Origin of the sequence: Azospirillum sp. BE72 (genome assembly GCF_031455875.1) — a bacterium.
Classification (GTDB): domain Bacteria; phylum Pseudomonadota; class Alphaproteobacteria; order Azospirillales; family Azospirillaceae; genus Azospirillum.
Genome location: NZ_JAVDTO010000022.1, coordinates 1 through 12564 on the forward strand (window position 1 = coordinate 1; position 12564 = coordinate 12564).

Annotated in this window: 15 protein-coding genes; 4 read left to right on the forward strand and 11 right to left on the reverse strand. The window is 59.5% G+C overall.

The annotated features are described in order from the left end of the window. Positions 1-287 precede the first annotated feature (287 nt). Positions 288-761: a helix-turn-helix domain-containing protein gene (locus tag J2Y49_RS29305; RefSeq protein ID WP_149226076.1), complete on the reverse strand. Its 474-nt coding sequence runs from the start codon at positions 759-761 to the stop codon at positions 288-290. A gap of 693 nt (positions 762-1454) precedes the next feature. Between J2Y49_RS29305 and J2Y49_RS29310 the strand changes: the two genes are divergently transcribed. After that, positions 1455-1700 (forward strand): DUF4167 domain-containing protein, encoded by a 246-nt coding sequence (locus J2Y49_RS29310; RefSeq protein WP_149226074.1) that lies wholly within the window; start codon positions 1455-1457, stop codon positions 1698-1700. Positions 1701-1839: 139 nt separating this feature from the next. Here the strand turns inward: J2Y49_RS29310 and J2Y49_RS29315 are convergent, their stop codons facing one another. The 5 genes from J2Y49_RS29315 to J2Y49_RS29330 form a co-directional block, all read right to left on the reverse strand. Continuing rightward, positions 1840-2175 carry a helix-turn-helix transcriptional regulator gene (locus tag J2Y49_RS29315; protein ID WP_149226072.1) on the reverse strand — a complete coding sequence of 112 codons (336 nt, stop codon included), beginning with the start codon at positions 2173-2175 and terminating at the stop codon, positions 1840-1842. A 158-nt stretch (positions 2176-2333) separates the two neighbouring features. After that, positions 2334-2771 (reverse strand): DUF1643 domain-containing protein, encoded by a 438-nt coding sequence (locus J2Y49_RS32490; protein WP_149226070.1) that lies wholly within the window; start codon positions 2769-2771, stop codon positions 2334-2336. A 40-nt stretch (positions 2772-2811) separates the two neighbouring features. Continuing rightward, positions 2812-4110 (reverse strand): ATP-binding protein, encoded by a 1299-nt coding sequence (locus J2Y49_RS29320; RefSeq protein WP_149226068.1) that lies wholly within the window; start codon positions 4108-4110, stop codon positions 2812-2814. A 382-nt stretch (positions 4111-4492) separates the two neighbouring features. Further along, positions 4493-5377: a ParB/RepB/Spo0J family partition protein gene (locus tag J2Y49_RS29325; RefSeq protein WP_188092480.1), complete on the reverse strand. Its 885-nt coding sequence runs from the start codon at positions 5375-5377 to the stop codon at positions 4493-4495. Beyond that, positions 5370-6452 (reverse strand): AAA family ATPase, encoded by a 1083-nt coding sequence (locus tag J2Y49_RS29330; RefSeq protein ID WP_149226064.1) that lies wholly within the window; start codon positions 6450-6452, stop codon positions 5370-5372. Before J2Y49_RS29330 ends, J2Y49_RS29325 begins: the two co-directional genes overlap by 8 nt. Before the next feature lie 243 nt (positions 6453-6695). On the opposite strand from J2Y49_RS29330, the gene J2Y49_RS29335 reads away from it, so the two are divergent. Beyond that, positions 6696-7463 (forward strand): IS5 family transposase, encoded by a 768-nt coding sequence (locus J2Y49_RS29335; RefSeq protein WP_149226062.1) that lies wholly within the window; start codon positions 6696-6698, stop codon positions 7461-7463. Positions 7464-8068: 605 nt separating this feature from the next. On the opposite strand, the gene J2Y49_RS29340 is transcribed toward J2Y49_RS29335, so the two are convergent. The 5 genes from J2Y49_RS29340 to J2Y49_RS32495 all read right to left on the reverse strand — a co-directional run bounded on the left by J2Y49_RS29340 (position 8069) and on the right by J2Y49_RS32495 (position 10812). Continuing rightward, a complete protein-coding gene (locus J2Y49_RS29340) occupies positions 8069-8917 on the reverse strand; it encodes a hypothetical protein (RefSeq protein WP_149226060.1) in 849 nt (282 codons plus the stop codon). A gap of 5 nt (positions 8918-8922) precedes the next feature. Further along, positions 8923-9147 carry a hypothetical protein gene (locus tag J2Y49_RS29345; RefSeq protein ID WP_149226058.1) on the reverse strand — a complete coding sequence of 75 codons (225 nt, stop codon included), beginning with the start codon at positions 9145-9147 and terminating at the stop codon, positions 8923-8925. A gap of 6 nt (positions 9148-9153) precedes the next feature. Then, entirely contained in the window at positions 9154-9438 is a 285-nt protein-coding gene (locus J2Y49_RS29350; protein WP_149226056.1) for a hypothetical protein, read from the reverse strand. Positions 9439-9924: 486 nt separating this feature from the next. Further along, positions 9925-10182: a ribbon-helix-helix domain-containing protein gene (locus tag J2Y49_RS29355; protein ID WP_149226054.1), complete on the reverse strand. Its 258-nt coding sequence runs from the start codon at positions 10180-10182 to the stop codon at positions 9925-9927. Positions 10183-10236: 54 nt separating this feature from the next. After that, positions 10237-10812 carry a FlhC family transcriptional regulator gene (locus tag J2Y49_RS32495; protein ID WP_149226052.1) on the reverse strand — a complete coding sequence of 192 codons (576 nt, stop codon included), beginning with the start codon at positions 10810-10812 and terminating at the stop codon, positions 10237-10239. 408 nt (positions 10813-11220) lie between these two features. Between J2Y49_RS32495 and J2Y49_RS29360 the strand changes: the two genes are divergently transcribed. Together J2Y49_RS29360 and J2Y49_RS29365 are read left to right on the forward strand one after the other, a co-directional pair. After that, positions 11221-11871 (forward strand): response regulator transcription factor, encoded by a 651-nt coding sequence (locus tag J2Y49_RS29360; protein ID WP_149226050.1) that lies wholly within the window; start codon positions 11221-11223, stop codon positions 11869-11871. Positions 11872-12015: 144 nt separating this feature from the next. Continuing rightward, the gene (locus J2Y49_RS29365; protein ID WP_149226048.1) at positions 12016-12546 is read left to right on the forward strand and encodes a hypothetical protein; all 531 of its coding nucleotides are present in this window, start codon (positions 12016-12018) and stop codon (positions 12544-12546) included. Positions 12547-12564: the final 18 nt, after the last annotated feature.

Consider the following 12564-nt stretch of genomic DNA (forward strand, 5'->3'; position numbering starts at 1 on the left):
CGTATCGGCCAACTCCTTGACCACTTCAAGCCGGACGAGTGCGCCAACTACTTCCGCGCCGCAGGGTATGGAGACTCATTCTGAAAATGCTCTAGGAACAGTGCCTTGATGCCGCACCGGCTCGCCCAGAGGTGCTCTGGCTCGACGACCAGCACCGGGATGCTGCCCGATCCCTGGCGCTGGTCGGATTTTGCAACATGCTGATAATCGTGCGAGACCGGTGGTGACCGCCTAGAACTTTGCCGCAGTGGACATCTAATTGTCGCTGCGTGGTTGCGGCAGTGAGATCAAGTTGGTTCGGTTGAGCTCAACTTCGTTAGAACCTTGGCGAGATCGATCAGGCTCCTGCGGACGGACGGGTCACTGATGGTGTAGTAGGCGCGCACCAGCTCCAGAGTCTCCCGCTTGACCATCGGGTCCGGCTCGTAGCCGCTGCCGGAGTGGTCGCCGATCACTACATCGCCATCTTCATCGACCGTTGTTGCCGCAACATGAGGCGGCATGTCGTCGAAAAAGAAGGACAGGGGCACATCAAGCACACGCGTGAGGTGGAACAGGCGGGACGCGCTGATGCGGTTGGCGCCGCGCTCGTATTTTTGCACCTGCTGAAAGGTAAGGCCGATAGCCTCCCCCAACTTTTGCTGGCTCATGCCAAGAAGAGTCCGACGTAACCGGATGCGAGACCCAACATGCACGTCGATCGGGTTGGGGCCCTGCTTCTTGCGGCCGCGAGTCAGTTTCGGCTTGGTGGCATTGGTCATCGTAAGTGAGCTCCTTGTGCAGCGGCTGCGGTGGACGTTTGGATTAGTGACAGTGGGCCATTGAAGGCAGGCCGAGATCAGCGGATCGGCGCCGGACGGTGCATCGCCTGAAATGATCCCCCACTCGACCGGAAGCGCTACTTATTGGCCGGAGTAAGCTAGTCGTTTCTGCGCCCTCGAAGCTGCCTGGAGACCAGGCCCGACGACCCTGCCGAACCCACGGAGGTGACCAGCGGGGCTTAGCTTCACGGTGCAGTGCATGGTCATTGCTTCGGGCGGAGTGAGGGCGCCAATGGCGTCACTCCACTGGTCTTCCAAGTCAAATTAAGAGATATCTGCTAACGGGTCAATAAGAGATATCTCTTAAGCGCACTGAGAGAGATCGCTTTAGAAGTGGCCCGAAGCACACCCGAAAAAGTATGTCGGGGATATGTATCCCGGGTTCGCCGAAGGCACTTTTTGCCGCATCGCCCCGGTACTCACCTCCGAAGATGATCAGGCAGGCTTTGTCCGGGATGCAGTAGAGAAGAAGTTGGTGAACCGCGAGTTCATAGCGGGTGAGGCGAGGAAGGCCGTCAAATACCTTGCGGATGACTCCTTCGGCAGTTCATTGTCTCGGTCAGCAGAAGCGGTAGTATGCTAGGGGCATCTTGAAAGCGCTCAAGTGCACCTGACCAGGAAGACGCAAACGGAATGTCCACCTCAAACCCCACTGGAAAGCACTTTTCGAGGCCGGCGTTCGGCAAGACACGCTCACAGATCAGTCCCTCTCAGGGCAGCGCGCGGCCGGCGACCCGCGTGAATGGAACTGCGCAGCAGAAGCAAGCTCAATGGCTAGCCCGTGCAGCTGACGCGGAGCGCAGTGGCGATGCGGTCGAAGCAGAGCTGTGTCGTCAATACGCCGAGCACTTCTTTCGGGTATCACGAGGACAGGATTAAGTGCGTCTGCCGGCAGAATGAAGGGGTATAGCGCGGCGTCCTACAGCATTGGCGTGCGGCGCACAGCCTAGCAGATGGCAGCCACCAAGTGGGGGCATCACACCGTCCAATCGCGACGATGTCGATCAAGCAAGGTACTTTAAGAAGCTTCACCGGCGTACTTCGACCCTACTGGGCGGCCCACCCGCTTCCGCCTGCCCGGCCCTATAGTGCCGCCGCAGCTCTCGGCGGCATTGCTAAGTGCTAGCGTTGCGAGTGGACGACCATCGTAGCTGGAAAAGCCGAGTTCGACGGCGATCAGGGCAAGCTCGAGGGTCTTGGAAAATGGTGCCGGGCGCCGGAAGCCGTTACCATCCTGCCGATAGCCGCGCTCCAGGTCCTTCAGCGTGCTGACACCAAGGCCGATGCGTTGTGCCAGCTCGCGCTGTGTAAGGCTGTGGCGCTCGCGGAAAGCGGCAAGCTGTGCATTAGTCATCGAGGACGTTGTGTCCGGTTCTTAGCAGGCATGAGAGGCCTCAAATCTCAAGCGTGTTTCTATCGGGCAGCGACGATTACGACCGAAGAAGGACTAGGAGAAGGCTGTCAGCGATATTGCCAACGCCTCGGCACCGCGGGGAAGCGCCGGGGCGTTGGTCACCTAGCGGCGGCTATCGCGCCGACTCGACCCAGGCTCATCCACGGGCGCGGCTGAACATCGTCTGGCACGCGGTGTTTTCCACGGGCAAGCGGGTGGATCGGCGTTCCGTTCATGGTCGTACCAAGAGAGTGAAGCGGCGGAAGCCCCTTTGCACCAAAGCTCCATGCCCTGCCCCACTTCTGGACCCGCGTCACCGTCGGATCGAGCACATCTTCATTCGCGGTGGACGGATTAAGACCGATCACCTGCATGAACGGCTTGGAGCTGTCCCGGACGCGCCGGAGCGTGTAGCGGTGGCTGCTGTCGTACCGGTTAGTCCCCGACCATGCGGAGGCCCAGCCTGGATACCGGGACGTGTCCGCCATGGCAAAGTCGAACAACGAAGTCATTCGATCACCTGCAGCATGGTCGGTGGCGCAAAGGCGTGCCGGCATTTTAGGCTCGCCACGCTCGCGCCCGCAAGGGTCGCCAATTTTAGACCAGCGTCATGTCCAGCCATAGGGTGCCACTATCTCCCTTGTTCTTGATAGCGATGATGGAGCTTTTGTGTGTCTGAATGCCCTCTAAGCGTCGGGGTTCGACCTTGAGCTTCTTGGCGGCGCGATCCAGGAAGATTGGGTCGACACCGAGGACGAACTTCGTACCCATCTGCGCGAGGATCTCGTCGGGAAAATCTGTCAGGTTCTGCGATGAGAGGATCAGACCGAGTCCGAACTTGCGTGCCTCGCGAGCCCAGACGCTGATGATATGATCAGCCTCAGGGGACACAAATTTGTGACTTTCGTCGAGTAAAACGAACATGACGGTTTCTGGCTTCTGACCGTCGCCACGGGCCGCAGCAAAGATGTCGTCCAGGATGAAGTCGACGGCCATCCGCTGGCCGTCCGAGGACAGCGCTGACAGATCGTAGCGCCAGATCGCCGCGGCTGGATCGAACATGTAGGTGTCGGCTCGGAACAGCCCGGAGCGTTCAAGATTGCAAATCCGCTCGTAACAGCTTTGGAGCACCTCCTTGTTCCCGTAGCGGAACAGCGCGCTGACCTCCTGGCCATCGTACATGCCTTCTAAGAAGCGCTCGAACAGCTCACGGCATTTGTCTTTGAGCTTGTCGACGTCCACGCTGGTTTCCTCGCCACGGATCTCCTTCTTGATTGCACGATCCATGGAGCGCAGCTTTCGGCTCAGATCGTCGAGCGCGGCAACGGTTTCTGAACTGGTGCCCAGAAAGACCTGGGTCATCTTGCGTTCCATGAACCACTTGAGGGTTTTCACGGTGGGGTGCCGCTTGGGCATCTCGGGATTGCGCCGGTCGTCATATCGAAGGTTCCACGTTTCGGGCCGGTCAGCGTGGAACCCAAGGTAGCCATAGAGGTCGAGCAGAACGTTGTGGAGGGTGTGCTCCTGCTTGGAGCCGAGCGGCCGGCTTGTCCGGCTGATCGTCTTGAGGAAGGTCTCGATGGCTCTGGTAACCCCGCCGTAGTCCGGGTCCTCACGGACGGTTAGTGGGTTAAGTCCTAGATCGGACGTCGAGCTGAACCGGAATGAGTCTTCACCCGACACACCCATGTCCCCATGGGGATCGAGGACCACGAACCTGATCCGGGGATTGACGAGGGACATGCCGGCCATCAGCCGGCGGAGGCGGGTGGTTTTTCCCGATCCTGACGGGCCAATCACCGTAAAATGGGAGTTCATGACCTTCTCGGAGTCCCAGAACACTGGAACCTCTTCCGGGCCTTCAACCGGCTTATAGGTGCCGAATTTGATCCGCACTACGCCCTCTCCCGCTTCGTCCGTTCGCTGTACGGGGCGGATAATAGAGGCATCGTGTAGCGTCGCGCGGCTCCAAAAGACGCTGAAATCCTACGTCTTTCTAAGGACGGCCCGGCGTAAACTGTTCGCCTATGATTGTGCGTGGCTTGGGGCAGGGGGGGCTGGGGGTGAGCTGTGCGCCCCGTACCTCAGACCCTACCCGACGTCGGGTAAAAGATAGAGGGGCGGATGCACCGCCCCTGCCCACCAGCTTTTTACCCGACGTCGGGTAAAAGACAGAGGGGCGGATGCACGGCCCCTGTCCACCAGCTTTTTACCCGACGTCGGGTAAAGGGTCGACTCTACGAGCTATGGAGAACTCTCGCTCCTCTAACTTATGCTTTCAATCCCCGATGATCCGGGTGATCACGTCTCGCAAGCGCCGAAGATCGTCCATGTCATCGGAAGAGAGATCCTCGGGTCGAATTTCGTGCTTGGACAGGCTGGTCGCCATGGTGCGCCACTGCTTTCGGGCTCTCTCAATCGGCGCAGCCCTCGGCGCTACCGCGGCTTCTGGAGCAGGGTTGTCGTCGTCCTGGAAAGCAGCCTTTGCTTTGCGAAGCTCCGCAACGCTCGCGCCGTTCTTGATCATGTCCCAAAGGCGCATCGTCACGGCCTCGTCGTCGATGCCCAGAAGCTCCGACAAGGCCGACTTCGAAACCTCCTTTTGAATGGCCTCGTACTCGACCAGGACGGTCTCGGGGAGCTTCACGATGTTCAGCAGGCGGGTAACCTCAGACTGGCTTTTACCGATGAAGCGCGCGAGGTCCTCCTGGGTCAGCTTCTCTCCCTTTGCCAATGCGCGCTCTTGCAGTCGCACGAGACCGCGACCGCTCTCGACGGGCGTGAGGTCGACACGTTGAAGGTTCTCGACAAGCGCGGTAACCTCCACATCCTCCCGGTCCGACACGATGATCGCGAGGATGTTATCTCGCCTGAGCAGTTGGTGAGCTCGGAACCGGCGTTCGCCGGCCACCAGCATGTAGCCGCCTTCAGCACGACGGCGGATCAAAATTGGCTGCTTCAGACCATGCGCGTCGATGCTGGCTGCTAGGCCAGCGAGCTCGGCTTCATCGAAGGTCTTCCGCGGCTGGTTCGGATTTGGGTGTATGTCCGGCAGCGGGACCTTGTTGATTTCCGGAAAATCCGGATTGGTAACGCGGTCAAGGTCGATTGATGCCGCTGCGAGACCGAATGCCGGGTTAGTGTTAGCGAACTTCTTAGCCATTCGTCGTCTCCAGGGCAGGGGCCTTAGCGAGCAGGGCTTGTGCAATGGAGCGGTAAGTCTCGATACCATCGGCTTTCGGCACAATGGCGAACAGGGGCTTACCGGTCTGAACCGCCTTGGCGAAGTCTTTGCGCTTCGGGATCGGGTCCCACACTTTGATGTGCGCACCGAACGCAGCCTGCAGATCGCCCAGGGTCTGCACGTCGATGGTCGAGCGGCGCTCGAAAATAGCCGGCAGGATCCCGAGAATTTCAACTTTCGGATTGCCGCGCCGTTTCACGTCTTGGATGGTCTTGATGAGGTGAGGGACGCCTAGCACTGCCATTGGTTCGCAAATAGTCGGGATCAGGACCTGATCGGCGGCAATTAGAGCGCTTTCTGTGAGTCCGCCCAGATGCGGTGGGCAGTCGATGATGATCACGTCGTAGGACGGCTTCAACGGGGAAAGGCGTTCGCCGAGTACCTTATCGCCCTGCGTCTGGCCGAACTTCAGCTGGCCCTCGGCCTGTGCCAAGGTGATCGAGCAGCCGATAAGGTTGAAGGCGCCATCGCAAACCTTCACCGGGAAGTGCGCCGGATCAGCGCCCTCGTTGAGCAAGAAGTGGGTGAGGGAGCGCTGTTCGGCTTCCAACTGCATCGGATTCACCGCGAGGCTTTGGGTCGAGCTCGCTTGAGGATCGGCGTCAATCAGCAGAACGCGCTTTCCCATTTCAGCCAACAGGAAGGCGAGGTTGCAGGAGCTGGTCGATTTGGTTACGCCGCCCTTCTGGTTCGCGAGTGCTAGAACCACGCAAGCGTTGTGGTGAGCCGGCGGACTGGACGGCACGCCAAAAAGCTTGTCAGTGCTGGCCAGGAGGGCTTCGCGCAAACCGGGCACGAGCTTACCTTCAGCCACATCCGAGTTCGCCTCGACAAACTTGGCGACGGCGGCCGGGATCTTCTCGCCCCCTGACTCCCAACGGCTGATGCGGGCGCGGTCATAGCTTCGCCCGATACCGGCGTTCAGCCAATCCGCAAATTCGGCTTGAGATGCACCGCGTTGCTCGCGTACCGCCTTCAGCGTCAATCCTTCCATCACGCGGCCTCACTCTTCTCATGGGGTGGTGGTTTGGTTGGAGCATCGCAGTTCGCGGTATGTGCGTCAACATCGTGCCGTCTGTGTGTCACGCGTGAAGGCGGAGTGCGACAAAACGGTCACGATCACGTTTACCCCTGGAGGATTAGAGGCGGTTTCCAGAACCCTCATCCGATGATCACTCCTCCGGAAACCCGCTGATCTGCTGTCGGTTTCCTGTGCCTTTGGCACAGAGAGGCAGGCATGGGACCGACAGTCGCGGACTTGGTGGCGGGGATCATCGACCGGATCGAGGATCGGCCTGTCGGCCCCGGGCGTCCGCCGATGTCCACCGTGGAGGTCATCGAAACACTCCGCTTCTTCCTGCGCGAGGGCGTCCAATGGCGCGAGCTGCGGGCGGCGGACGGGCGTGCCTCGGGCTCGACCCTGCGCCGCCGTCTGGAGGAGTGGCACAGGACCGCGTTGCTTCGGCGGGTTCACGCCGTCCTTGTCCGCATGGTGCGCTCCGGCCCCGACGACGCCGCATGGGACGTTGTGGTCGACAGTTGTTCGGTACGGGCAAAGCACGGTGGTGAGTTGACCGGACCAAACCCGACCGACCGCGGCAAACCCGGCACCAAGTATCACGTGGTCGTCTCGACTGACGGCCTGCCACTGGCGGTCATGCCGTCAGCCGCCAATGTGCATGACACCATGCTCTTCCCCGACTTGCTGCGCCTGGCCCAGGTGGTCTGCGCCGCCATTGCCAAGCTCTACGCCGACGCAGGCTACGATAGTGCCGATAACCGTTGGATCTGCTTACGTGACGGGGTTCAACCGCACATCCGCAAGATCGGCGAGCCACACGGCTCGGGGCTCGGCAAGGTTCGATGCGTTGTCGAGCACGGCTGCGCTTGGCTGCTCGCGATCAAACGCCTGGATCGACGGCAGGATAGGCTCGGACGGATCGTCCTCTCCTTGCTCACTGCCGCCGCCATCTTCATCATCGCTAACCGCATCAGTCCATTCTGAAAACCGCCCCTTAGTTTTACCCGACGTCGGGTAAACAGAAAGGGCAGGGGGGGCAGCGCCCAGGCGCTTCCACGGGAGCTACAACACGCATGGAGCACTGAGCGATGCAACTACAGGTGCTCTGGCGGGTCACTCGAAGCGTTGGTAGGTTTGCGCTGCGCGTTCGCGTTCTGCAAAAGTGCTCTGGTGGTTCACAGGAATGCAGATCAGTGTGGGTGGGGGGAGGCACAGTGCGAAACCGGAGCCTACCTTAGGGGCTAAGGAAGAAGGGGAAGGGCAGGGCGTGACACGGTCGACGCACGGCGTTGGTGGGGTGCTTGTGGTCCTCGCGAACAAGCTGGTGTTGCCTCCTGCCCGGCGCGGCGCGCCCGATCAGCGCCATAGGACAAGAACGTGCAGACTTCCTGCCACCGCATCCACCGTCAGGTGGAAACCACGACGTTTACCGATCCCAGTCGCACATTCGCTAAGCCGCGCCGCTGCGACCTCACGTGGAGCCTATTTTTTGAAGGCCAGGAGAGAGCCCGCAGCGCACCTGCTCTTGATCACGCCCCCAGCGAGTGAGGTAGTTGTCAGCTTTAGCCGCACTCCGTGAGACTAGACGATCAGAACGGCTTTACTGGAGCATTCGATACGATCCGCCATGCCGGATCAGCGGCTATCAGATGAGATGAGATCGCACTGATATGGAGTTGCCCATAGAGCACCAGGATGCTGCGGTCGCGTGCGTCCTCGATCGCGCGAGCGACGCGCTGTTCACGCAGGGTCGTGATTGCCGGTGGGAGCACCGCGTGTGCATATCGACCTGATGTCGTGGTGGCGAGCAGGATCTGGAAGGCGGCGCGCACGCGGTCCTGAACCCACCCAGGCAGACCGTCAAACGTTTCCCGCACTTCCGTCAAGGTGAATGGCGCGTCAGGCTGGCGGTCGTGGGCGGACGGTGGGGTAGGGGGGAGTTCCGCGAGCAGCTCCGATAGCGTCACATCCACGTTGCGCGCATCGGGGCCAGGCCGGCCGATGATGGCCTCGTTGTCCTGGAGCACCAAGCCTTCGGCAAGCGCCGGCGCAAGCATCTCATAGGGATGCGCCTCACTGTCCGCGAGGAGGTTTGGCGCACCTCCCAAGCTGTTCAGGACATCGGAGAAGGCATCGTTGCCGCGGCCGAGGTCGTCGCGGACCCCTTCGTAGAACACGAGCCACCCTTCGGCCCGGCGGCGAGCGACCAATTCCCCCACGTCGCGGTAGAACTCCGGCGAGGCGATGTGAATCATGCCCTGCATCTCGACTTTGCGAGCGCCGTCGCTCAACGTTGTTCGAGACAGTTCCAGCGGCAGCACGGAGGCAATGAGGGGGAGGGCGGCAAAAGTGGCGACGCCCACACCAGCAACTGCAACCGGCACCGCGAGGATAACGGCGCCGGCGATGCAAAGGACGCGGCGAAGGCGGATTTTCATGGCGGTTACTCGCTGCTCCGGCCCGGTCCAGACCCAAAGAAAGCTTCAGCGGCGTGCTGATCGATGATGTGGGTGCCGCTCTTGCCGGCGACAGCTGCCGGGTGATGGCGAAAGGCAAGGAGGAGGGTGGCGAGGCTAATTCGGTCGGTGAACCACAGGTGCAGGGCCGTTAAGGCATATCGGATGGTCAGGCGGGGCGGGCGGAAATCGTGATCGGAAATAGTCTGCATGATGCCTCACTCGCCAGCCGCGTTGCGCTCGAACAAGTACCAATAGGTGCCCATGACGAGCGCCACCCAAGCTATTATAACGGTCGGGGACCACATAAAGGCCACCTCAAGAACGCGGAACAGAGGCGTGTCAATGTAACCGGCAAAAAATGCAAATTCGCCAAGGTTGGCCTTTAGAAATTCGTGATAGCTGTCACGATTCATATGGTAATAGATTGCGCTGACTGGGTGGTAGATAACTATCAGAGCCGCGACCAGTGTACCTTTATTCCGTAGCGCCCAAGAGATCATCTTGCGTCCTCCAGTTTCGGCGCAGCATCCTAGCAGCCACGTTTGGTCACCGCGCCGGAGAAAGACGACGTCTTTCGACGCCTTTCAGGCATGATAACTCCCGCGTCGGAGGTGATTCGGCCACTAACAAGGGCGGTAATCGCTGGATTGCGGGCAGCCGGTGACAAGTCGGGCGATAACCCCGTACTATCGGCCGCGGCGGGCGTGACTTCCGTTGAGCCGTGCCGAGACTGCTTCAACACCAGAGTTAAACGCGAATTCAGTGGCCTAACCTCCGGCCCCCGGCACGAGCTTCAGCTGTGGTGAATTATCTGGGTTAGGAACGGCCCGGCAAGGCAAAGCACTGGAGCAGCCGCACGATGGCGCCGGCCGGAGGGGTGAGCAGCAACATCGTGCTCCGTATCCGGCACGTTCACGGCCTTAAGCTGCATTGGTAGTGCACCTTCATGCTGGCGCGCAAACCGCATCAGGTTCTGGCGCAAGGGTTCAATTTGCTCGCAGCAGAACCGCACCGGACTCTTGAGCTTTGGCGGCCGACCGGTAATAGGAGATCGCGAACATGCGCAGCGCCGAAGTCAGGCTTTCAGCCCCACGGCGGCAGTTGAGCCGCTCGACAAGAGTGGCCAAGTCGGTGTTCTGGCAGGCTGCGACGTCCTGAAGCCCGTCCCAGAACTCTTCCTCAAGCTCGACGGTCATCGGCGTCTCGCACAGGGTGAACACGATGGCGATCTTATTTGTTTTCATAACGGCCTGCGGCCATCCTTTGTGGAACGTAGTGGCGCTGGTGGGCGCCGCAGACTAGCTGATCCGGACTGCGCGATCCACGCCGGTGCTATCACGCCAGGGATGGTCATGAACGGAGGAGCGGTCCTTTGCCAGGGATGCGCCGCAGTGAGGGCACGAGGATGGAGGTGCCACTTCGTCGTGGACAACGTGGTCACGCCCGCATTCGCACGCCTCGAACGAAATGGTCCGGGAGCGTAGCTCCCGAGCAAGGACCCAAGCTGCAGCGATAGTGGTCGCCTCAGCTGTGTTCAGGTCTCGTGATGCGAGGTGCAGATCGTGGGAAACGATGAGCGCATTCACGTCGACCCGGCGGTAGGCGTTGCTCCCCGCCAAGCCGGCATAGTGGCTCAGGAAGGTTGAAGCCTGACGAGTGGAGCCTGTCGTTCCTAGGAGGTCAGCAATCTGGGGGAGAGTGGATGGCGGGGGCGCTGAGTCGTGAAGCTGCCGGTAAAGTTCCCGGACCGCGTCACTGGGGAGGCCGGTGTGGAGGCGAATGACGGGAACGGGAAACCACCGCAGGATCATGCGCGCAGCCAGATCGGAATCCGAGTGCCCGGCGGCAGGGCGTGGCAGTGAGGCGGCCGACATTCAGAGACGCTCCTGTGGTGCACCGGTTAAGTTGTTCGCGAGGCGCCGGTGGAGAGCGTCCACCACACCCCGACCAAATGGGTTACATCCCTACTTAAGAGGGGGTGGGGGCGACCCTACCTTTGAGGTAGCCGAGGCTGCAATAGAAAAATGCGCAACTTTGTCACAGTTCGCGTATAACTCCGATAAGTGCTTGAAAAGACCGGATTATCAGATGCGCTGATTCGCGGAGGGGTGTCATTTCTGCAAAATATGGGGGCGGGGCTACCTCGGCGGCTACCGCACGCAAGCAGCCTTTAGGCGATGGCGCTACCCCACCAGAGGGAGTAGAGCGTTGTGCCATACGGGGAGGCTGTATATAGTGCCCGCGCTTTTAGGGGCGTCGCATATCAACGGTGGAATAAAATAATGAGGATACTGCTGGCAGATGATCACTGGTTCATGTTTGAGTCTATGGTCCGTTTGCTCAACGAAGAAATTCCCGGAAGCGAAGTTGTCGGGGCGGCAAATCTCGACGAGGCGATGAAGGTCGTTGATACTGATAAGTCCTTTGACTTGATATTGTTGGACCTGAACATGCCGGGCATGGGTGGGGGAGGGCAGGACAGGTTCTCGTGTATTGATAAGATAAAGAGAATAATTCCCGATACCCCCGTAGCCATTATTTCGGCTGAGGAGGATGAAGTTATTGTTCAGACAGCGCTATCAAAAGGTGCCGCTGGTTACATTCCAAAGTCTCTGACAAGGAATTCCCTCGTTGCTGCGATGCAGTTGCTGGTGTCCGGGATGGCTTCCTATCCACGTCCCGTGACTCGCAGAGTACAGAAGACTCCTGCTAGCCACCTAGGAGTGTTGGGGCTGCGAGATAGCAATAAGGGCCCGAACCTTAGTGCCCGCGAGAAGGAAGTTCATTCATTAATTATTCAGGGTCTCAGCAATAAGGCGATAGCAGAGCGACTGGCAGTCAAAGAAGTAACGGTTAAAGAACATGTTAGTGCGATACTAAAAAAGTTTGGGGCGAAGCGGCGCTCAGAGATCATAGCTGCGGCTGTCAGGTAAGGAACCGTAGGTGCAGCGATGCACCGATGCTGCCGCTTTGAACGGATGATTTGATCGATGGTCGAATCGTTTTCTTAAAGGGCAGTTAATCGTGGGAATTGGGCGGTGTCTTCATCGTCGATAACTCAGGGGATATAGAGCATCATGGTAAGGGCTGTGTACTGCTCATTTTTCGTTTCGCTTTCGGTTGGTTGCGCCGTTATCGCTTTTGACGGCGGGCGTCTCGCTCCCTCGGCTCACGCAACTGAGAGTTCCGTTCAGGTCGCCAGCGAACCGATCCTGGTCGTTAGTGGCTTGGTCGCGGCCGGTCAGGAGCGCAGCTTCACGAGGGATGAGTTCGAGGGTATGGGATTGTCCAGTCTGACGACGCGGACGCCCTGGAACCAAGACCCGGTCGAGTTCTCCGGCGTCAAACTGTCGACCTTCCTGAAACAGGTCGGCGCGACTGGTCGAGTGCTGCGCGTAACTGCGTTGAATGACTATGTTACAAATATCCCTGTTGATGATGTAAAATATGACCCAATTCTCGCAACGCGTCGTGGCGGGAAGCAAATGTCCGTGCGTGATAAAGGGCCGATTTTCATTATATATCCATTTGACGAAGACAAGTCACTCAATAGCGAACTATACTTTTCGCGTTGTGCATGGCAGGTAAAGGCCATCCAGATCGAGTGAATACATAGATGCGGCGGT

Coding starts and splice junctions, on each gene's coding strand:
- J2Y49_RS29305 (WP_149226076.1), bottom strand. CDS start 761: ATGACCAATGCCACCAAGCCGAAACTGACTCGCGGCCGCAAGAAGCAG.
- J2Y49_RS29310 (WP_149226074.1), top strand. CDS start 1,455: ATGTCCACCTCAAACCCCACTGGAAAGCACTTTTCGAGGCCGGCGTTC.
- J2Y49_RS29315 (WP_149226072.1), bottom strand. CDS start 2,175: ATGACTAATGCACAGCTTGCCGCTTTCCGCGAGCGCCACAGCCTTACA.
- J2Y49_RS32490 (WP_149226070.1), bottom strand. CDS start 2,771: ATGCCGGCACGCCTTTGCGCCACCGACCATGCTGCAGGTGATCGAATG.
- J2Y49_RS29325 (WP_188092480.1), bottom strand. CDS start 5,377: ATGGCTAAGAAGTTCGCTAACACTAACCCGGCATTCGGTCTCGCAGCG.
- J2Y49_RS29330 (WP_149226064.1), bottom strand. CDS start 6,452: ATGGAAGGATTGACGCTGAAGGCGGTACGCGAGCAACGCGGTGCATCT.
- J2Y49_RS29335 (WP_149226062.1), top strand. CDS start 6,696: ATGGGACCGACAGTCGCGGACTTGGTGGCGGGGATCATCGACCGGATC.
- J2Y49_RS29340 (WP_149226060.1), bottom strand. CDS start 8,917: ATGAAAATCCGCCTTCGCCGCGTCCTTTGCATCGCCGGCGCCGTTATC.
- J2Y49_RS29345 (WP_149226058.1), bottom strand. CDS start 9,147: ATGCAGACTATTTCCGATCACGATTTCCGCCCGCCCCGCCTGACCATC.
- J2Y49_RS29350 (WP_149226056.1), bottom strand. CDS start 9,438: ATGATCTCTTGGGCGCTACGGAATAAAGGTACACTGGTCGCGGCTCTG.
- J2Y49_RS29355 (WP_149226054.1), bottom strand. CDS start 10,182: ATGAAAACAAATAAGATCGCCATCGTGTTCACCCTGTGCGAGACGCCG.
- J2Y49_RS32495 (WP_149226052.1), bottom strand. CDS start 10,812: ATGTCGGCCGCCTCACTGCCACGCCCTGCCGCCGGGCACTCGGATTCC.
- J2Y49_RS29360 (WP_149226050.1), top strand. CDS start 11,221: ATGAGGATACTGCTGGCAGATGATCACTGGTTCATGTTTGAGTCTATG.
- J2Y49_RS29365 (WP_149226048.1), top strand. CDS start 12,016: ATGGTAAGGGCTGTGTACTGCTCATTTTTCGTTTCGCTTTCGGTTGGT.